The organism is Mesonia phycicola (assembly GCF_900141885.1).
GTDB classification, from domain to species: domain Bacteria; phylum Bacteroidota; class Bacteroidia; order Flavobacteriales; family Flavobacteriaceae; genus Mesonia; species Mesonia phycicola.
In genome coordinates, this window is record NZ_FQYY01000007.1 from 129,493 (window position 1) to 150,930 (window position 21,438).

Consider the following 21,438-nt stretch of genomic DNA (forward strand, 5'->3'; position numbering starts at 1 on the left):
AATGAATATTCCTAAAATTTAACGCTGTTTTATAATAATGTATGTTTTTTGTTGAGGTTGATTTTTACTTGACTTAACAATTTATTAATAATTTGCTTTCAAATTAAATCATCAACAAATGAATAAAAAACTATTATTAATTTTAATGTTTTTCGCATCTGTTACTTCATTTGCTCAAACGTTTTCGGTATCGGGAATTGTAGTAGAGTCAGAAACAGATATGCCTATGCCAGGAGTAAATGTCTTGGTAAAAGATTCAAGTAAAGGTGTAGTGACCGATTTTGACGGAAACTACAGATTAGAAAATATAGCAAAAGGGGATATTATTGTCTTTTCTTATGTAGGTTTTGAGTCACAAGAGATTTTATTTAATAATCAAGAAACAATTAATATTGTATTGAAGCCAGACTCACAGGCTTTAGATGAAATTGTGTTAGTAGGTTATGGTGCTCAGGTTAAAAAAGAAGTTACTGGTGCAGTTTCTACCGTTGGAGATGAAACGATAGATAATCTAGAACCTGTAAATGCAGCCCAAGCATTACAAGGAACTACCTCTGGTGTAAATGTAGCGATGAATGGTGGTGCACCAGGATCTAACGCTAATATTAGAATTAGAGGGGTCTCTACTAATGGTGAGAGTAAACCTTTAATTATATTAGATGGATTTCAGTTTGATGGAGGCTTAAACTCAGTTAACCCAGCAGATATTGAAAGCATTACCGTATTAAAAGATGCGCAAGCAGCAATCTATGGTACAATTGGTGCTAATGGTGTTATTTTGATTACCACTAAAAAAGGTAGAAAAAATCAAAAAATACAAGTTAGTTATGAGGGTTATACAGGTATTCAAGAAACTTCAAGAAAACTATCTTTAATGAATGCAAAAGAGTATGCATTATATTTAAATGAATCTTACGCTAACGCAGGACAAGAAATTCCATTTACCAACGTAAATAATCTTGGTGCAGATACAGATTGGCAAGATGAAGTTTTTGAAAATGCAATGATTAGAAGTCATAATTTTGCAATTAGAGGAGGGGAAGAAAAAATAAGCTACAGCTTAAGTGCATCTAACTTTTATCAAGAAGGGATTGTTGCTCCAGAAAAATCTAACTTTGAGCGTAGTACAGCTAATTTATCATTAGATATTGATTTAACAGATAAGATAAATCTTTCTAGTAAATTATTTTATAGTAGTACAGATGTTAGAGATATTAATTCTTTTGGTTTAGGTTCTGTATTGTTTAACGCTAACAACATAGCTCCAATTATAGATCCTAGTCAAGATAATTTAGACGGTACAATAGATTTAGGTAATGAAGTAGTAAACCCATTAACCCAAATTAGCAATACATATAATAGTAGTATTGTAGATCGTTTAAGTGGTACAGTACAAGCTAGTATAGATTATGCAAAAAACCTTAACCTTCAAGGGCGTTTCGGTTTTAATAATACCAACACCAGAGATAGAGATTTTACCCCAGAATATAATTATGGTGCAGGTAAAATTTATACAACACCAAATAGTTCTGTAACTCTAGGTAAAATAAATGATTACGATTACACATTTGACTTGTTTAATACGTATGAAAATACTTTTGGTGATGATCACGACGTAACCTTCTTATTAGGTACAACGGTTTATCAAACTAAAGGAGAAGGTCTTTACGGAAGTAGAAATGATGTAAATGCTAATAGTTGGGAGTTTGCAGATTTAAGCTCAGCTTACGGAACAGGAGAAGATCAAACAAATAGTTCTTATTCATATTTACTAAGAAGACTTTCATACTTTGGTAGACTACAATATTCTTACCAAGGTAAGTATTTAGTTTCAGCAATGTTAAGAAGAGATTCTTCTACTAAATTTGGTACAAATAATCGTGTAGCTTACTTTCCTTCTGTAACAGCTGGTTATGTAATTTCAGAAGAAAATTATTTTAATTCAAACTTTTTTGATTTAATTAAATTAAGAGGTAGTTACGGTATATTAGGTAATGATCAAATTGAAGATTTTGGTTATTTATCATTACTAGATGGAGAAGCAACTTATGTTTTAGGTGCAGATCAATCTTTAGTAAATGGTAATGCATTAGGTGCTTTAGCTAATCCAGATTTACAATGGGAAGAGGCTAAAAAATTAGATATAGGGGTAGATGTAGATTTCTTTGATAATAAGTTTTCTTTCGTTGCAGATTATTTTCACAATACAAGAGATAATTTGTTAATCTCTAATATACCAGTTTCAGGTATTTATGGTACAGGAGCTCCAGGAGCAGGAAGTCCTACTATTAATGCAGGAGAGGTTGTGAACAAAGGTTGGGAGTTTGCTTTAAATTTTAAAGAAAATATTTCTGATGATTTTTCTATCTCAGCAGGTTATAATGTTAGCTTTTTAAAAAATGAAGTTACACGTGTAGATAACGGGACAGGTTATGTAGAAGGAGGAACTTTTGGAGTTAGCCAACCAGCACCATCAAGAATGGAAGTTGGTATGCCAATGGGTTATTTCTACGGTTACCAAACAGATGGTTTATTTCAAAACCAAGATGAGGTAGATGCGCACCCTTCACAATTAGCATTAGGTGCAGAAGCTTCTCCTGGAGATATTCGTTATAAAGATTTAAATGAAGACGGGGTTATAGATGAAAATGATAGAACAAATCTAGGAGATCCAATTCCAGATGTAACTATGGGATTAAATTTTCAAATTAATTATAAAAACTTCGATTTTTCAGCATATTCATATGCTAGTTTAGGTCAAGAAATAGTAAGAAATTACGAGAGAAATCAACCTAACGTAAACAAATTAAGCTATAAGTTAGATCGTTGGACAGGCGAGGGAACAAGTAATTATGTGCCAAGAGCAACTATTGCTTCTAATACAAATAGTGTTTTTTCAGACTTTTTTGTAGAAGACGGATCTTTTTTAAGAATTCAAGCATTAACATTAGGGTACACAGTACCTAGTGAAGTTACAGAAAAAGCTTACATAAGTAAACTTAGAGTTTACGCTAAAGTAGATAACGTATACACATTTACAAAATATACAGGTTACGATCCTACAGCGTCTACGGGAGAGCCAATTGGTCAGGGAATAGATTATGGTTTCTATCCATTACCTAGAACTTATTCATTAGGTGTAAATCTTCAATTTTAAAAAATAAACTATGAAAAAAATATATAAACATATAGCAATTCTATTATTAGCATCTGCGAGTGTTATAAGTTGTTCAGATGATTTTGTAGAAGTAACACCACCTTTCGGTATTAACTCAGACTCATACTTTGAATCGCAAGATGATTATAGCAATGCGTTAATTGGAGCTTACGATATTTTACAATCTACCTATGTAAATGTTATTTTAGGTGAAATAGCATCAGATAATACACATGCAGGAGGAGAGAGTGCAAATGACGTTATAGGTTGGCAACAAGTAGATCGTATGCAACATACAGCAATTAACGATAACCTAGATGATATTTGGGATTGGAATTTTGCTGGTGTACAAAGAGCGTCTTTTATTATTGAGAATGAAAATAAGATAGAATTTGATGGCCAAGCACAAATTATTGCAGAAGCAAGATTTTTAAGAGCTTACTTTAATTTTGAATTAGTAAAGTGGTTTGGGGCAATTCCTATTAAGCCAGAAGGTCAATTTGTTTTAGGAGATGTTGCCACATACCCTAGATCTTCTACAGAAGAAGTTTATGCATTTATAGAAGATGATTTATTATTAGCAATAGATGATTTGTCAGAAAACTCACCAGAAGTAGGTAGAATATCAAAATCATCTGCTCAAGCATTATTAGGTAAAGTATATTTATATAATGAAAGATTTTCAGAATCTGCTACTCAATTAACAGAGGTAATCAACTCTGGGAAATATCATTTATACGGAACAGAACAAGGGGAAGCTTATGAAAATTTATTCGACTCTATTGGTCAAAATAGTGCAGAAGCAGTGTTTGAAATTCAGTATACAGGATCAGAAGGGGCTGGTTTTGATTGTTTACAGTGTAGTGAAGGTAATGTAATGGTTGGTTTTAGCGGAATTAGAGGTTACAACGGTCCTGTTTTTGCTTCTGGTTACGGTTTTAATTTACCAACAGAAGAAGCATTCAATTCATTTGAAAGCGGAGATCTTAGACAAGAGTATACTGTGTTAGATATTGAAGCTTGGGTTGCAGCAAATAGTAGCGCTACTTATAATATAGGAAATCAAGATGCGGTAACGGGTCATACAGGTTACTATAATAGAAAGTATTTACCACGCCAAAATGATAATGTTGGTGATGCAAACCTAACTCAGCCAAATAATTATAGAGCAATACGATATGCAGATGTATTATTAATGGCTGCAGAAGCTTTAGTAAGAGGAGGTTTAGACGAAACTCAAGCCTTAGGTTATTTAAATCAAGTAAGAAACAGAGCAGGGTTAACCGATGTTTCTTCAAGCGGTAATGCTTTACTAGAAGATATTTATGCAGATAGAAGATCTGAAATGATGGGAGAAGGTCACCGTTTCTTTGATTTGGTTAGAACAGGTAGAGCCGCAGATTTTATAGATGGCTTTACAACGGGTAAGCATGAAGTTTTCCCTATTCCTTTAGAGGAAATGCAATTTGCTAATGGTAATTGGGAGCAAAACCCAGGATATTAAAAACTAATACAATGAAAAATAAATTTCAATATATTTTATTTAGTCTACTTTTTGTAGCATTTATTGGATGCTCAGAAGACGAAGGATTAGAAACAGTAGACACAGGAGCACCAGAGAATCTTTCTATAGATTTTCAAATAGAACAAGATAATTCTGGAGAAGTAACCATTTATCCAAGTGCAGAAAATGCAAATAGTTTTGTAATAGATTATGGTGATGGTAGTGAAGTTTCAGAATCGATTGCAACAGGAGAAAATATTATGCATACCTACGCAGAAGGTTCATATAACGTAATTTTAACAGCAATGAGTCTGTCTGGAGAAACTACTTCTGTAACGCAAGCATTAGAAGTTTCTTTTAGAGCACCAGAAAATTTAGAAGTAACAATTACTAAAGATGCTAGTGATCCATTTACAGTAAGCGTATCTGCAGAGGCAGATTACGCAGCTTCTTTTGAGGTGTATTTTGGAGACGTAACTGGAGAAACAGCAACTTTAATGATGATAGGTGAAACTGTTTCTCACACTTATACAAACGTAGGTACTTATGATATTACTGTAATTGCGTTAAGTGGAGGTGTAGAAAGTACAACTTATACAGAGCAAGTTACTATTGTAGATCCGTTGTTATTACCAATTACTTTTGAGTCTTCTACAGTAGATTATACATTTTATAATTTTGGAGGGGGTGAAGGTAATGGTGCGCCTTTAGTAGCTAATCCTGCAACTAACGCGGTAAATAGCAGTCAAACTGTAGCATCTTATACCAAAGTTTCAGGTTCAGAAACTTGGGCAGGTACTATTACTACTTTAAATGAAGCAATAGATTTTAATACAAGTACATTAATTGCAGTAGATGTGTATTCTCCAACAGCAGGAACACCAATATTATTAAAAGTAGAAGATAGTGCAGATTCTAATAATTCAGCAGAAATAGAAGTAAATACAACAACGTCTAATGAATGGGAAACCTTAGTTTTTGATTTATCTGCAGTAGATACTTCTATCTCTTATGAGTCAATAATATTGTTTTTCAATATGAATACTTCAGGAACAGGAGAAACCTATTATTTTGATAATATTAGATTAGATAACCCAACAATAGTAGAGTTGCCACTTACTTTTGAAGGTACTTCTAGCGCATATGCTTGGATGAATTTTGGAGGAGCTACTTCTACCGTTGTTAGTAATCCAGATCAGAGTGGTATTAACACTTCTGCAAATGTTACAGAGTTGGTAAAATCAAGTGGAGCAGAAACTTGGGCAGGGTCTAATATTATATTGGCTAATGCAATAGATCTTTCTTCTTCACAGACAGTAAGCATGAAAGTATGGTCTTCTGTAGCTAATACCCCGGTATTATTAAAATTAGAAACTAGTGATGAAAATAATACGTATTCTATGGAAATTCAAGCTACTACTACAGTTACTAACCAGTGGGAAGAATTAACTTTTGATTTTACAGGCATTAGTACTACAGAAGTAATAGATGTTGTAACTGTGTTTATGAATTTTGGAGCAACAGGAATGGGTAACAGTTATTACTTTGATGATATTCAACTATAAAATAATTAAATAATGAAAAAGACTAGATATATAATAAGCTTTGTAATGTTGTCTTTAGGGATGATTTTATATAGCTGTCAAGAAGACGATCAAGAGTTTGGTGATGTGGTAGCGCCAACAAATTTAACTCTAGAAGCTACAGTACTTAATACTTCAGCAGAATTTCCTGATGGAGATGGTAGTGGGTTGGTAAGTTTTGTAGCAAGTGCAGATAATGCAATCTCTTATCAATATTTTTATGGAGATGGTACTTCAGAATTAGTAAATTCTGGAGAAGTAGAGTACGGTTTTAAAACCACAGGAACTCATGAGTATATTGTAACTGTTGTAGCCAATGGTACAGGTGGTGCTAGTACAAGTACAAGTATAGCGGTAACTGTTTTTAGCGCTTTTGAAGATGCAGAAACTCAAAACTTCCTTACAGGAGGTACTTCTAAAACTTGGTATGTAGCCTACGCTTTATCAGGTCATTTAGGTGTGGGACCTTCTACTACTTCTACTCCAGATTATTATGAAGCAGCACCATTTGAAAAAGAAAGTGAAGGTTGTTTTTATGATGATGAGATCACTTTTACAGAGGAAGGGAATTCTATTACTGTGGTTCAAGACAACATGGGAGCAACTTTCTTTAATGCCTCTTATTTAAGTGTAGCAGGAGGTAGTGGTAGTGAAGATCAATGTTTAACATTTGATACGTCTGGTAGTAAAACAGTTGGGTTGTCTTCTGCAGGTTCAATTGTACCAGAAGACGAAACTACAGGAACGCAAATGATTATTGCAGATAATGGCTTTATGAGTTATTATATAGGTGCTAGTACTTACGAAATTTTAGAAATTACAGAAGATTATATGCATGTAAGAGCTATTATGGGGTCAGATAATACATTAGCTTGGTATTTAAAATTCACTACAGATCCAGAAGGCGGAGCGGGATCTACATCTACAGATTTAGTAACAGAATTCCCTGGAGACTCTGCTACAGAAGCAGCTTGGTCTCAAGAGTTTGATGGTAGTAGTTTAGATACTAATATTTGGAATTTTGAAACAGGTAATGGTACTAATGGTTGGGGTAATAATGAACTTCAATATTACACAGATCAAAATACGGAAGTAAGTAACGGTACTTTAAAAATTAATGCTATTGCAGAAAGTATAAGTGGTTACAATTATTCTTCAGCAAGAATTACTACACAAGATAAATATACTTTTCAGTACGGTAGAATAGAAGTAAGAGCTAAACTTCCTTCTACAGGTGGTACTTGGCCAGCTATTTGGATGCTTGGTGAAAATATTTCTACAGACGGATGGCCTAAATGTGGAGAGATAGATATTATGGAGCATGTTGGTAACAATTTAGGGGAAGTGCTAGGTACTTTACATTTCGAAGGTAATTCTGCAGGAAATGCAATTTCTGAAGGTACAACTGTTGAAGATGTAGCTACAGAATTTCATAACTATACTATGGAGTGGACACAAGATCACATTGTGTTTGCAGTAGATAATGTAGTATTTCATGAATTTACAGATATGGCAGGTACACCATTTGTAGACCATGAATTCTTTTTAATCTTAAATATTGCTATGGGTGGTACTCTTGGCGGTACAATAGATTCAAACTTTACTCAAGATACTATGGAGATTGATTATATAAGAGTATATCAATAAACCATTGTTTTCATATTTATAAATAGCACGAAAGGCAGGTATTAAAGCCTGCCTTTTATATTCCACGTTAAAATGAAAAAAACAATAATATTATTAGCAACTGGTGTTGTGCTTACTTTTAATGCTTGTAAAGTTAAGAGTCAACAATCTTCAACTAGTGCTACAGAAAAAAATATAGAACAAAAAGTAGATTCTGTATTAGCATTAATGACCTTAGAAGAAAAAGTAGGGCAGATGGTGCAATACAATGGTAGTTGGGATGTAACTGGCCCAGCAACTGGTACTACTAACGAAAAAAAGTTAGAACAACTAAAAAAAGGACTTGTAGGTTCTATGCTAAACGTAGTTTCTGTACAGCATACTAGAGAAGCACAACGTTTAGTGATGGAAAATTCAAGACTTAAAATTCCTTTAATTTTTGGTTATGATGTAATTCACGGATACAAAACCATGTTCCCTATTCCGTTAGGAGAGACTGCAAGTTGGGATATGATTTTAGCCGAAAAAACTGCAGCAGCAGCAGCTAGAGAGACTGCAGCATCTGGTATACATTGGACGTTTGCACCAATGATGGATGTATCTAGAGATGCTCGTTGGGGTAGAATTATGGAAGGTGCAGGAGAAGATCCGTTTTTAAATGCTGAAATAGCAGTAGCTAGAATTAAAGGTTTTCAAGGAGACGATTTAGCAAGTAATTTAACCATTGCTGCTTGCGCTAAGCATTTTGCTGGTTATGGTTTTGCTGAAGCAGGTAGAGATTACAATACTGTAAATATTGGTATTCACGAATTACATAATACCATTTTACCTCCATTTAAAGCTGCAGCAGAAGCTGGTGTTGCTACTTTTATGAATTCTTTTAATGAAATAGATGGGGTTCCTGCTACTTCAAGTAGTTATTTACAAAGAGATATTTTGAAAGACAATTGGGGTTGGGATGGTTTCATCGTTTCAGATTGGGGTTCTATTTCAGAAATGATTCCGCATGGTATTGCAGAAAACAAAAAAGATGCTGCTCTTTTAGCATTAAAAGGTGGTAGCGATATGGATATGGAAGGTGGAGCTTATGAAACTTCTATTGAAGACTTAATAGCTGAAGGTAAAGTTTCTGAAGAATTAATAGATGATTCTGTAAAAAGAATACTTCGTATTAAATTTCAACTAGGTTTATTTGATGACCCTTATAAATATTGCGATGAAAGTTTTGAGAAAAAAGAACTTTACTCTAAGCAAAATCAAAACCTATCGTTAGAAGCAGCTAAAAAATCTATTGTTCTTTTAAAGAATGAAAGTGACATTTTGCCAATCAAAAAATCGGTTAAATCTATAGCAGTTATTGGTCCGTTAGCAGATGATAAGGATTCTCCACTTGGTAACTGGAGAGCTCAAGCAGAGCCAAATTCTGCAGTTTCTGTACTTGAGGGAATTAAAAATCATGTTCCGGAGTCTGTAGAAGTAAAATATGCAGAAGGAGTAAAATTGAGTACAGGAGAGAGAAGCTTCTTAAAACCTTTAACTATAAACCATACAGATATAAGTGGTATTGCTGAAGCTAAAGAATTAGCAAAATCATCAGATTTAGTAATATTAGTAGTAGGAGAAGATGCTTACCAGTCTGGAGAGGGTAGAAGCCAAGCAGAAATAGGATTTTTAGGAGTTCAAGACGAATTGATTAAAGAAATTCAAATGGCTAACAAAAATGTGGTGATGGTTTTAATGAATGGTAGACCTATGGATTTAAGCTGGAGTAGTGAGCATGTTTCTGCTATTTTAGAAACTTGGCTGTTAGGTTCTCAGCACGGTAATGCAGTTGCAGAGGTTTTATTTGGTAAATATAATCCAGCTGGAAAATTACCAGTTTCTTTCCCAAGAAGTGTTGGGCAAGAACCTCTTTATTACAACCAGAAAAATACTGGTAGGCCAAGTGCTAATGGTGAGGTTACCTATTCTCATTACACAGATTTAGATAGAGATGCTTTATATCCGTTTGGTTTTGGTTTAAGTTATACAGATTTTGAGTATGGTGATATTCAATTATCTCAAAGTTCATTTACAAAAGGGGAAGAAATTACAGCTTCTGTAACAGTTAAGAATACTGGTACTGTAAAAGGAGAAGAAGTGGTGCAATTGTATATTAGAGATCTTTTTGCAAGTATAACAAGACCTATTAAAGAGTTAAAAGGTTTTGAGAAAATAGAATTAAATCCTGGAGAGTCTAAAACGGTTAGTTTTAAAATAGATGAAGAATTACTTAGCTATTTTGGTAGAGATAAGCAATGGGTTACAGATGCAGGTAAATTTCACTTATTTATCGGTGGAGATTCTGTTAATTTAAATCAAACAGAAATTGAATTTAAATAATGATAAAAATTAAAAACTTCCAAATTTCTACATTAGTTATTTTACTTTGCTTTGTTAGTCTTCAAGCACAAGAACAAAAACAACTAATATGGGAAGAAAGTTTTGCAGGAGATAGTATAAATTTGCAAAATTGGAATTATGAGTTAGGTGATGGTTGCCCCAATCTTTGTGGTTGGGGTAATAATGAAAGGCAAATCTATCATAAAGATTATGTCGAAGTAAAAGACGGCATGCTTATTATTACAGCAAATAAAGTAGGCGATGTTTACTACAGTGGTAAAATAAACTCTAAAAACAAGTTTGAATTTAAGTATGGTACTGCAGAAATAAGAGCAAAAGTACCTGGTGGGCGTGGTTTATGGCCAGCAATTTGGATGTTAGGAAGTAATATTACTGAAGTTGGATGGCCTGCTGCAGGAGAAATAGACATTATGGAGTTTGTGGGTAAACAACCAGATACTTTACATACAACCTTACACACACCAGATAGTTTTGGTAATAGTATTAATACTAAAATTACTAAGGTAGAGAATATTATAAACGATTTTCATACTTATAAAATAGATTGGAATGAAGATGCCATTGTATTTTATATAGATAATAAGAAAGTCTATACGTTTTCTCCTAAAGTAAAGAATGATAAAACCTATCCATATAATCAACCTTTTTATTTTTTATTGAATATGGCTGTAGGAGGTAAGTTTGGAGGGCCAGAGGTAGATGAATCTATTTTTCCTGAAAGATTTTATATAGATTACATAAGAGTTTATCAATAAAATTTTGGCTTTAAAGCAAAAAAAATCCTCTTCGAAAGAAGAGGATTTTTTTTATGTAATATATGTAAAGATTACATGTGAGCTTTAACTTTATCAGTTCCAGTTTTAACTGCGTCACCTGCTTTGTTAGCAGCGTCTTTAGCAGCACTTTCTGTAGCGTTAGCAGCATCTTTAACAGCACCTTCAGTTGCTTCAGCAGCATCGTTTACAGCTTCACCAGCTTCTGTAGTAGCTTGGTCTACAGCATCACCTGCTTCTTCCATAGCACCTTCAGTTTCTTCAGCAGCTTCTTCCATAGCAGCTTCTGCATCATCCATTGCGCTTTCAGCATTTTCTGAAGCTTCTTCCATTTTAGCTTCTGCTTCTTCAGTAGCTTCTTCCATTTTAGTTTCAGCGTCTTTAGTATCTCTACAAGAAATTAAAGTTGTACTGAATGCAAATAACGTTGCTAAAAAGAAAATTGATTTTTTCATGATTTTTGAATTTAATTTGATTTATACTCTGGTTTGGTTATTAATTTATATAATCTAAAATTATGATTGTTTAAAAGATAAATTCAGAAAAGATAAGTGGTAAAATTAGTCTTTTTAAAATTTATATACAATAGTTATTTGGTGCTAAAATATATATTTTCTTTTTTATTTATTTAAATTGTATAATATATTTTAAATAAATTATAAAATTAGTAGCCTTTGCTTAGAAATGTAATTTAAAACCAACTGAGTAGCTCCTTTATTGTTTTGTATATAGTTTTTGCTAGCTGCACCACAATTTAATCTGTGTTGTGGATTAGTTAGTAATTGAGAGAGGTTTTTTTCAAATTCTTCATAATTCTGAATAGAAAATAACCCGCCTAAGTCTTTTAAAATTTGGGCTTCAGGAAATTTTTTGTGATTTGCGCCAATAATTATTGGCACACCAAAGGTTGCGGGTTCTAGAATATTGTGTAATCCTGTACTGCCTATTGCGCCCCCCACATAGGCAATATCTGCATAGAAATAAATTTTAGAAAGTAAACCAATGGTGTCTACAATTAGAACATTATAAGTAGATATGTCTTGATTTGCTAATTCAGAATAAAGAATTGTTTTTTTATTTAAATTCTTTTTGAGATTCTTTATTTTTTCATCTTTAATTTGGTGCGGAGCAATAATATATTTGGTGTTACTGGTAGAAGCGTTTATAAATTTAGTAATATACTCTTCTCCTTCTGGCCAGGTACTACCAAAAACAACACACAGTTGGTCACTTTTAAAATTTTCAATAAAATCTAAATGGTTATCTGCTTGTAGTTGTAAATTAACTCTATCAAATCTAGTGTCTCCACTAATAGATGAATGTGTTATTCCGTTTTGCTGGAGAATTTTTAGACTAGTGTCATTTTGTACAAAAAGATGATTAAAATTGTGTAGAGCTTTTAGTAAAAACTTTCCGTAGGGTTGAAAGTATATTTGATTTTTTCTAAATAGTCCAGAAATCAATAAACTTTTTATATTGTTTGCTTGTAGTGCATTTAAGTAGTTTGGCCATATTTCATACTTTATAAATACAGCAAGTTTGGGCTGTGTAAGTTGTACAAAGCGTTTTGCATTTTTAGCAGTATCTAATGGAAGGTAATATACATAGGTAGCTATAGAATTGTGTTTTTTTACCTCGTAACCAGATGGAGAGAAAAAAGTTAATAAAAGCTCATAACTTGGGTAGGCTTTTAAAACTTCTTCCATAATTGGTAAGCCTTGCTCGTACTCGCCTAAAGATGCTGCGTGAAACCAAATAATATTTTTTTCTAAAAACTGCTCTAACTCTAATTCTTTAAAAACATGTCTTCTTCCTTGAGTAAATTTTTGGAGTTTTTTACTGAAAATTGAGGCAATAGGTAAGCCTATTTTTTCGGTAAGAAATATGAATAAATTATAGAGTAGCTTCAACGTAAAAGAAATTTATGCTAAAATAAAGCTTTAGTTAAAAATTAGGCGTTTATAGCTTCTTTATTTCTTATTTTTGTGTTCAGAAAAATGATAGGATGAAAAAAATTCAAATGGTAGACCTTAAAGGTCAATACCAAGCAATTAAGGAGCAAGTAGATAGTTCAATTCAAAATATTATTGAAAATACTTCTTTTATTAACGGACCAGAGGTTCATCAGTTTCAAAAAGAATTAGAAGAATATTTAGGAGTAAAACACGTAATTCCTTGTGCAAATGGTACAGATGCATTGCAAATTGCAATGATGGGATTAGGTCTAAAACCTGGTGATGAGGTGATTACTGCAGATTTTACTTTTGCAGCTACCGTAGAAGTGATAGCGCTTTTAAATTTAACACCTGTTTTGGTAGATGTAGATCCAGTCTCATATAATATAGATACAGATGCTATAAAAGCAGCAATTACTCCTAAAACAAAAGCAATTGTACCTGTGCATCTTTTTGGGCAAACTGCTAATATGGATGAAATTTTAGAAATAGCTAAAGAGCACAATTTATATGTTATTGAAGATAATGCTCAAGCAATTGGTGCAAATTATCACTTTAACGATGGTTCTACAAAAAAAACGGGTACTATTGGAGATGTGGGTACAACTTCATTTTTTCCTTCAAAGAATTTAGGAGCGTATGGAGACGGAGGGGCTATTTTTACCAATAACGATGAGTTAGCGCATACGATAAGAGGGATAGTTAATCACGGTATGTATGAGCGCTACCATCATGATGTTGTAGGTGTTAATTCTAGATTAGATAGTTTTCAGGCAGCAGTTTTAAGAGCTAAACTACCTTTGTTAGATAAGTATAATGATGCTAGAAGAAATTCAGCAAAATTGTATTCTGAAGAACTTAAAGAAAATGAGAATATTGAAGTTCCAGAAATAATTGGTAGTGATGATACGCATGTGTTTCATCAATATACTATTAAAGTGAAAAATGGTAAACGTGATGAGCTTGCTAAAGTTTTTCAAGAAAATAATCTTCCGTTTGGTATTTATTACCCAATTCCGCTTCACTTACAAAAAGCTTATAAAGATGAAAGGTATGATGAAGATAAATTTACTGTAACTAATCAATTAGTGAAAGAAGTTATTTCTTTACCTATGCATACAGAGTTAGAAGAAGAACAAATAAAGCTGATAACTTCTATTATAAATAAAACTGTATAAGAAGTTGTTTGTTGAATAAAAAAGCCTGAGTTTTTACTAACTCAGGCTTTTTTATTTATTACTTTCTAATGTCTACAGATTAATAGAGAAAGTTGCAGCTATATTAGATGTTATTCTCGTATTGCTTGCATTGTTAAAATTAGTTAGGTAAAGGTTACCTTCAAAATCTTGAGAAGATCGGTAATAAGCTAAGTCAATTCTTGTATTTCCTAAATTATACCCTAAACCTAATGAGTAACCAGTTAAATCACCAACAGTACTTTTATCTTTATAAGGAGATTCAACAAATCTATATCCAGCTCTTGCACTCCATTTTTTGATTCTGTATTCGCCTCCTATTTTGTAAGTAGATGCAGCGGTAAAATTTTCATTAATGGTATTATTTAAAGAGTTTATATTGTAATCGTCAGATTTATATTCATTGTTAGACATATCTGTGTAAGAATATTCAAAACTAATTAATCCAGTTTTTCCGAAAATATATGCTAGACTTCCATTTACCTTACCTGCTGTTTTATAATTGTAATTAGGGTAAATATCTATAATATCAGGGTTTAAAATATTATTTCCAATTGCTGAAGTTTGTGAGCTTGTTCTTAAATATCGAGAAGTTTCATCATGAATAGTGTACCAAGTAGGTGATTGGTAACTAGCACCCAGTCTAATAGATTTTGAAACTCTATAAATGGTACCTAAATCAAAAGAAAAACCGCTACCTAAGGTTAGAGTATTTTCTTCGTAAAAAATAGTTTCAACAGCATTACCGTTACCTGTATCTTCATATAAACGAGTATTACGTTCATAATTAATAATGTGTGCGTTAAGGTTTAGCCCAAATAGTAATTTATTTTTTATAGCTAAAGAAGCGTTTCCAGAAAATTTCCCGTTAAAACCGTTAGATAAAAATTTATATTCTTGTAAATATTCACCGCCAGTTATGTTAGATGTATATTCAGAGTTGTCATCAAACTCTGTTACGGGATCAATTAAATATGCTTGGTAACCTAAAAAGGCAGTCTGGGCTTGAGGGTTTGTATAATTTTGTTGAGACAAGTCTGCATAAAATAACTGGTCGTATTGTTGGTAAATACCTTGTTCTGCCTCTAAACTTGTAACAGGTATACCTTGTGCTTGACTTAAAAAGTAATTAGCGTAAGAATTATCTGTATTACCTTGCCAGTCTAGAGAATTGTCTAAACTGGTAGTTTTGTCGTAGGTAAAGCCTATTGTAAATTTGTTAATAGTAGCCTTTTCGTTGTAATTGTTAAATACAAATACAGCTCCAATTTGGTTAAGGTCAATATTGTTTTTTCTAGCGGTAGATAGATTATCTGATACATTTAATTCGTTTTTGTAAAACCTAGATGTAAGTGTACCAGAAAAGTAATTATTTAAAAAAACAGAAGACCCTGCTGGGTTATCTTTTAAAGCAGAAATATCTCCACCTAGTGCTCCAAATGCACCAGACATAGATGTATATCTGGCTGTTCCGTTCAATTCAGAGGTAGAAAATTGATAAGCCTCTTGCATATTTTGTGCATACGCAAGAGAACTTAGCAAAGTGAATACTGGAAGTATTAATCTTAATCTCATAACTTTTTATCTTCTAGAAGATGAAGGTCTTCCGCTAGAACTTCTGCTTGATCCGCTGCTTCTGGTACTGCTACTTCTGCTAAAAGTCCCTGAAGAACTTCTCGTGCTAGAAGGGCTTGTAGTTCTGTAAGATCTTGTAGAACTTGGTATTGTTGTTCTTGTGGTGGTGCTTCTTGTTCTGGTAGAATTATTGTAATAACCAGATCTTGTATTTGTTGAATTAACTCTAGAATTACTAGTAGATCTAGTACTTGTAGAGTTACTTCTAGTATTTGCATTTAAATTACTAGAGTTTCTAACATTTTTTCTGGTAATGGTACTTCTATTAATACTATTAGATCTTGCATTACTATTATTTCTGCTATAGTTACTTCTATTAACGCTTGCTGTTCTATTAGTGTTATAATTACTTCTTCCAGAATTAGCGTAACTTCTTCTATAAGATCTATTATAGTGATTGTTGTTATAATAATGGTGGTAATAAGGATTGTAGTTTCCGTAGAAACCTCCACCCCAAGGGTAATAATAACCTCCCCAGCCCCAAGAGAAACCTACGGCCCATCTATTATATGGGTAATAGCTATTCCAGCCCCACCCAACGTTCCAAGAATTGTAATAACCACCTCCCCAGCCATATGGGCCATATATATACGGATTGTTAAAACCTGTATTAATATAATTTACCTCTACGGTAGTTGGGTTAGATCCCCAAGAAGCACCTTCATTATAATAATCATAATCATCTGCATAGATAACATTCTCTTCATTACTTATTGTATCTTGATTATTTTCTGAAGAATAAGTTTCTACATCGGTAAAAATTTCTTCATCAGAATTGTATTGCTGTGCTTCAGAAATTTGTTGCGCTTGCTCTGCAAAGTAATTTTGATAGTATGCACCGTCTTTTGTAGTGTTTTGTACTACTTGTTTATTGCTTTGCGGTGTTTGCTCGGCACTATAGTTAGAATCGTTTGGGTTAGGTGTGTAAATACCATCACTATATTGTGTGTTTTGGGAAGAACTGCAAGAGATAAGTAATGCAGAACAGGCTATACTACAGTATATTAAAGTTTTATTTTTTAGGAAATTGTATAGAGTTTGCATATCTCAAGTTTTTTATTGTTCTACATATCAAATTTAGTTAGTTTTGTGCTAACTAAAAAAAGTTATTAATATAAGCGCAACATTTGTGCCAAATACCAAATAATGAGCAAAAAGCTAACCCCGAGAGATAAAGACTATTCAAAATGGTATAATGAGTTAGTGGTAGAGGCTAACCTAGCAGAAAACTCTGCAGTAAGAGGATGTATGGTTATCAAACCTTACGGATATTCTATTTGGGAGAAAATGCAAGCTGAATTAGATTCTAAATTTAAAGCTACAGGTCATGAAAATGCATATTTTCCATTATTTGTACCTAAAAGTTTATTTGAAGCAGAAGAAAAGAATGCGGAAGGTTTTGCTAAAGAATGTGCTGTAGTAACACACTATAGATTAAAAACAGATCCTGAAGATGGTAGTAAACTAATTGTAGATCCTGATGCAAAGTTAGAAGAAGAATTAGTGGTAAGACCAACCTCAGAAGCTATTATTTGGAACACTTATAAAGGTTGGATTCAATCTTACCGTGATTTACCAATTTTAATTAACCAATGGGCAAATGTTGTACGTTGGGAAATGAGAACAAGATTGTTTCTAAGAACCGCAGAGTTTTTATGGCAAGAAGGGCACACTGCTCATGCTACAAAAGCAGAAGCAATAGCAGAAACTGAACAAATGAATAATATTTACGCAGAATTTGCTGAAAATTTCATGGCAATTCCTGTGATAAAAGGAAAGAAAACAGAAAGTGAACGTTTTGCAGGTGCGGTAGATACTTATTGTATAGAAGCATTAATGCAAGATGGTAAAGCTTTGCAAGCAGGAACTTCTCACTTTTTAGGGCAAAACTTCGCTAAAGCGTTTGATGTTAAATATGCATCTAAAGAAGGTGGGTTAGAACACGTTTGGGCTACTAGTTGGGGAGTTTCTACTCGATTAATGGGAGCCTTAATTATGACCCATAGTGACGATAAAGGTTTAGTGCTTCCTCCAAAATTAGCGCCAGTACAAGTGGTAATTGTACCTATATATAAAGGAGAAGAGCAATTAAATCAAATTTCAGAAGTAGCAAATCAATTAGCTGCAGATTTGAGAGCGGCAGGAATTTCTGTTAAATACGACAATAGAGATACCCATAAACCTGGTTGGAAATTTGCACAATACGAATTGCAAGGTGTACCAGTAAGATTAGCAATAGGACCTAAAGATTTAGAAAAAGGTTCTGTAGAGTTAGCGAGAAGAGATACCCTTACCAAAGAATTTGTAGCGCAAACAGAAGTGGTAGATAAAATTACTGGATTGATGGTTGAAATTCAAGATCATCTATTTAATAAAGCAAAATCTTATCGAGATAACCATATTACAGAAGTAGATACATTCGAAGAGTTTAAAGAAGTTTTAAAAGCTAAAGGAGGATTTATTTCAGCACATTGGGACGGAACTCCAGAAACAGAAAATAAGATAAAAGAGCTTACAAAAGCAACTATTAGATGTATACCGTTTGATGGAGAAGTAAAAGAGGGTAATTGTGTGTTTACAGGAAAAAAATCTGCACAAAGAGTTTTGTTTGCTAAGGCGTATTAAAAAAAAAATAAAAAAAATGTGAATTATTATTTGTTGCATTCAAAATAAGTCTTATTTTTGCAACCGCATTTTAGCAAGAAAATGGTCCGTTCGTCTAGGGGTTAGGACGCCAGGTTTTCATCCTGGTAACAGGGGTTCGATTCCCCTACGGACTACAACTAAAGTTTCAGAGTGAAACTTGTTATTGAATTATTGATTAATGGTCCGTTCGTCTAGGGGTTAGGACGCCAGGTTTTCATCCTGGTAACAGGGGTTCGATTCCCCTACGGACTACTATTTTTAGAAATTAAGAAATAAATATAGGGTTATGGCAAATCATAAGTCGGCATTAAAAAGAATACGTAACAGTGAGGTTAAGCGTTTAAGAAACCGTTACCAACATAAAACTACGCGTAATGCCATCAAAAAATTGAAAGGTGCAGAAAAGAAGGAAGCTGAAACAATGTTCCCTAGTGTTGTATCTATGATTGATAAATTGGCAAAGAATAATATTATTCACGCTAACAAAGCATCTAATTTAAAATCTAAATTAGCTAAGCACGTAGCATCTCTTTAAGAGTTGGTTATTTAGTTAAATTTAGTGTTCAGAATATTAAGCTCCTTTTAAAGGGGCTTTTTTTATTCGTGGTGTTTTCTAGTTAAATGCTAGATATTTATTATAAAAAAAAGCGATACATAAATAAATGTATCGCTTTTTTTTATAATAGAGGTGTTTTTTAACCGTTCATAGAGATTAAAAACTCTTCATTATTTTTAGTTTGTTTAATACGCTGATTTATAAATTCCATAGCTTCTATAGGATTCATATCTGCAAGGTATTTACGTAGCACCCACATTCTTTGTAGTGTAGTCTCGTCTAGCAATAAATCATCTCTTCTTGTACTTGAAGAAGTAAGGTCAATGGCAGGGAATATTCTACGGTTAGCAATTTTTCTATCCAACTGTAGTTCCATGTTACCGGTACCTTTAAATTCTTCAAAAATAACTTCGTCCATTTTAGATCCAGTATCTGTAAGTGCAGTAGCTATAATAGATAGAGAGCCGCCACCTTCTATATTTCTAGCGGCACCAAAAAATCTTTTAGGTTTGTGTAAAGCATTTGCGTCTACACCACCACTTAAAACTTTTCCGCTAGGGGGTTGAACGGTATTGTAAGCTCTTGCAAGTCTCGTAATAGAATCTAAAAGAATAACAACATCATGGCCACATTCAACCAATCTTTTAGCTTTTTCTAGTACAATATTAGCTACTCTAACATGTTCGTGTGCCTCTTTGTCAAAAGTAGAAGCAACTACTTCACCTTTCACATGGCGTTGCATATCTGTAACTTCTTCAGGGCGCTCGTCAATTAAAAGTACAATTTGATATACTTCTGGGTGATTAGCAGCTATAGCATTTGCTACATCTTTAAGAAGCATGGTTTTACCCGTTTTTGGTTGAGATACAATCATCCCACGCTGTCCTTTTCCTATTGGAGAAAATAAATCTATGATTCTAGTAGATAAAGTGCTTTGTCTTTCTCCTAGATTAAATTTTTCTTGAGGAAATAACGGTGTAAGATGTTCAAAAGAAACTCTATCTCTTACTACTTGTGGGTCTAAACCGTTAATTTTATTAATCTTTATTAAAGGGAAGTATTTTTCACCTTCTTTTGGTGGTCTTACTTGACCTAAAACAGTATCTCCTGTTTTTAAACCAAATAATCTAATTTGAGACTGAGAAAGGTAAATATCATCAGGAGAAGAAAGGTAGTTATAGTCAGATGATCTTAAAAAACCGTAACCATCTTGCATGATATCTAAAACTCCTTCACTTTCTATAATAGCGTCAAACTCGTAATCTGGTTCTTTGTAACGGTTTCTGTTGTCTCTGTTACCGTTGTTTTTAGAAGAGTTGTTGTTTTGGTTGTTTCTATTTTTGTTGCTAGATTTAGCTTGTTCTTTTTTGTGTTCTGGAGCCTTTTTTTCCTTTACAGGTCTTGTATTTTTGTTAGGCTTGCTTGGTTCTGTTTTTTCAGAAGTAGAAGTGGTAACTTCTTTGCTTTTGGCGGTATCGGTAGTGTTTTTGCTAACCGGTTTATTATCGCTTTGCTCTTTAACATCAGACTTTAAAGTAGTATTTGGGATGGTTCTTGTCCTTTTACGTGGTCTTTTAGTCTCTTGTTTGGGTTGAGAATCTGTATTAGAATCTTCAGTCAAAGCTTCTTGAGCCTTTTTAGGATTAGCAGCTTGGTAATCTAGAATTTGATACACTAAGTCTAATTTCTTTAAAGTTCTATACTTAGGTACATTTAAAGTTTTTGCAATCTCCTGAAGTTCTGGGAGTTTCTTTGCTTTTAATTCTGAAATTTCTAACATTTATTCAAAAATATATAAAAGTTTATTTTTTAAGATTTGTTTATTTTTTTAAAGAAGAATAAAAAAATGAAGTTGTAAGTAACCTTATTTTGAAGTGGTTACGAATTGTATATGCAATTATACAACTTTATTTTAATTTTTAAAGTGCTATTTTGAAAAGAATCTTATATTTTTGCGTAGAGTTTATAATAAATTATGATTCAAAGAATACAAAGTGTATATTTATTTATAGTGGTTTTATTAACTGCGGTTTTGCCTTTTTTTGTACCTTTATGGTATGCAGAAGATGGTGAATCTATTTTTGCTGTAGACCAATTATTAGTATTATCTCTATTAAGTGGATCTGCTTTATTAGCATTTATTACTATTTTTCTATTTAAAAAAAGACAGTTGCAATTTGTTTTGGGACGTCTAAATATAATATTGAACTTTATTTTACTAGGATTTTTTGTTTACTGGTCGCTAAGCTTACCTGGAGAAATGCAAATTTCTGAGAAGGGTATTGGGATGCTTATTCCTGTACTTTCTATCGTTTTTTTAGTGCTAGCCAACAAGGCTGTTAAGAAGGATGAAGCGCTCGTAAAATCAGCAGATCGTTTACGATAAACCTAACATCTTAGTAGT

General features: G+C 33.0%; 15 protein-coding genes and 2 tRNA genes. 12 read left to right on the top strand and 5 right to left on the bottom strand.

The features are described from left to right. The first annotated feature begins 118 nt into the window (after window positions 1-118). From BUC03_RS11555 to BUC03_RS11580, 6 genes are all read left to right on the top strand, one after another. Window positions 119-3,157 (top strand): SusC/RagA family TonB-linked outer membrane protein, encoded by a 3,039-nt coding sequence (locus tag BUC03_RS11555; protein ID WP_073152096.1) that lies wholly within the window; start codon window positions 119-121, stop codon window positions 3,155-3,157. 10 nt (window positions 3,158-3,167) lie between these two features. Beyond that, on the top strand, window positions 3,168-4,661 hold the full coding sequence (locus BUC03_RS11560; RefSeq protein ID WP_073152099.1) for a RagB/SusD family nutrient uptake outer membrane protein: 1,494 nt from the start codon (window positions 3,168-3,170) through the stop codon (window positions 4,659-4,661). A gap of 11 nt (window positions 4,662-4,672) precedes the next feature. Next, the gene (locus BUC03_RS11565) at window positions 4,673-6,226 is read left to right on the top strand and encodes a carbohydrate binding domain-containing protein (protein ID WP_143159189.1); all 1,554 of its coding nucleotides are present in this window, start codon (window positions 4,673-4,675) and stop codon (window positions 6,224-6,226) included. Between the two features lie 12 nt (window positions 6,227-6,238). Further along, window positions 6,239-7,891 carry a glycoside hydrolase family 16 protein gene (locus BUC03_RS11570; RefSeq protein WP_073152105.1) on the top strand — a complete coding sequence of 551 codons (1,653 nt, stop codon included), beginning with the start codon at window positions 6,239-6,241 and terminating at the stop codon, window positions 7,889-7,891. 72 nt (window positions 7,892-7,963) lie between these two features. Next, entirely contained in the window at window positions 7,964-10,252 is a 2,289-nt protein-coding gene (bglX, locus tag BUC03_RS11575) for a beta-glucosidase BglX (protein ID WP_073152108.1), read from the top strand. Then, a complete protein-coding gene (locus BUC03_RS11580; RefSeq protein ID WP_073152110.1) occupies window positions 10,252-11,028 on the top strand; it encodes a glycoside hydrolase family 16 protein in 777 nt (258 codons plus the stop codon). The genes bglX and BUC03_RS11580 overlap by 1 nt, the downstream gene beginning before the upstream one ends. A 71-nt stretch (window positions 11,029-11,099) precedes the next feature. Here BUC03_RS11580 and BUC03_RS11585 read toward each other — a convergent pair whose 3' ends face one another. Both BUC03_RS11585 and BUC03_RS11590 read right to left on the bottom strand, forming a co-directional pair. Beyond that, entirely contained in the window at window positions 11,100-11,501 is a 402-nt protein-coding gene (locus BUC03_RS11585) for a hypothetical protein (protein ID WP_073152113.1), read from the bottom strand. A gap of 201 nt (window positions 11,502-11,702) precedes the next feature. After that, window positions 11,703-12,956, bottom strand: coding sequence for a 3-deoxy-D-manno-octulosonic acid transferase (locus tag BUC03_RS11590; RefSeq protein WP_073152116.1), 1,254 nt, complete (start codon window positions 12,954-12,956; stop codon window positions 11,703-11,705). 95 nt (window positions 12,957-13,051) lie between these two features. Here BUC03_RS11590 and BUC03_RS11595 point away from each other — a divergent pair, with 95 nt between their 5' ends. Beyond that, complete coding sequence (locus tag BUC03_RS11595) at window positions 13,052-14,179, top strand: DegT/DnrJ/EryC1/StrS family aminotransferase (RefSeq protein WP_073152119.1); 1,128 nt, start codon at window positions 13,052-13,054, stop codon at window positions 14,177-14,179. A 72-nt stretch (window positions 14,180-14,251) separates the two neighbouring features. Here the strand turns inward: BUC03_RS11595 and BUC03_RS11600 are convergent, their stop codons facing one another. Continuing rightward, window positions 14,252-15,772 (bottom strand): OmpP1/FadL family transporter, encoded by a 1,521-nt coding sequence (locus BUC03_RS11600; RefSeq protein WP_073152121.1) that lies wholly within the window; start codon window positions 15,770-15,772, stop codon window positions 14,252-14,254. A gap of 6 nt (window positions 15,773-15,778) precedes the next feature. Continuing rightward, on the bottom strand, window positions 15,779-16,876 hold the full coding sequence (locus BUC03_RS11605) for a hypothetical protein (RefSeq protein WP_073152124.1): 1,098 nt from the start codon (window positions 16,874-16,876) through the stop codon (window positions 15,779-15,781). A 102-nt stretch (window positions 16,877-16,978) separates the two neighbouring features. Between BUC03_RS11605 and proS the strand changes: the two genes are divergently transcribed. The 4 genes from proS (at window position 16,979) to rpsT (ending at window position 19,013) form a co-directional block, all read left to right on the top strand. Further along, the gene (gene proS / locus BUC03_RS11610) at window positions 16,979-18,457 is read left to right on the top strand and encodes a proline--tRNA ligase (RefSeq protein ID WP_073152127.1); all 1,479 of its coding nucleotides are present in this window, start codon (window positions 16,979-16,981) and stop codon (window positions 18,455-18,457) included. Window positions 18,458-18,540: 83 nt separating this feature from the next. Continuing rightward, window positions 18,541-18,612, top strand: a tRNA-Glu gene (locus tag BUC03_RS11615). Between the two features lie 46 nt (window positions 18,613-18,658). After that, window positions 18,659-18,730: transfer RNA gene (locus tag BUC03_RS11620), tRNA-Glu, on the top strand. A 34-nt stretch (window positions 18,731-18,764) separates the two neighbouring features. Continuing rightward, window positions 18,765-19,013 carry a 30S ribosomal protein S20 gene (gene rpsT, locus BUC03_RS11625; RefSeq protein ID WP_073152130.1) on the top strand — a complete coding sequence of 83 codons (249 nt, stop codon included), beginning with the start codon at window positions 18,765-18,767 and terminating at the stop codon, window positions 19,011-19,013. A gap of 160 nt (window positions 19,014-19,173) precedes the next feature. On the opposite strand, the gene rho is transcribed toward rpsT, so the two are convergent. Continuing rightward, the gene (gene rho / locus BUC03_RS11630) at window positions 19,174-20,814 is read right to left on the bottom strand and encodes a transcription termination factor Rho (protein ID WP_073152133.1); all 1,641 of its coding nucleotides are present in this window, start codon (window positions 20,812-20,814) and stop codon (window positions 19,174-19,176) included. Window positions 20,815-21,009: 195 nt separating this feature from the next. On the opposite strand from rho, the gene BUC03_RS11635 reads away from it, so the two are divergent. Beyond that, window positions 21,010-21,420: a DUF4293 domain-containing protein gene (locus tag BUC03_RS11635; protein WP_073152135.1), complete on the top strand. Its 411-nt coding sequence runs from the start codon at window positions 21,010-21,012 to the stop codon at window positions 21,418-21,420. The last annotated feature ends 18 nt before the right edge of the window (window positions 21,421-21,438 follow it).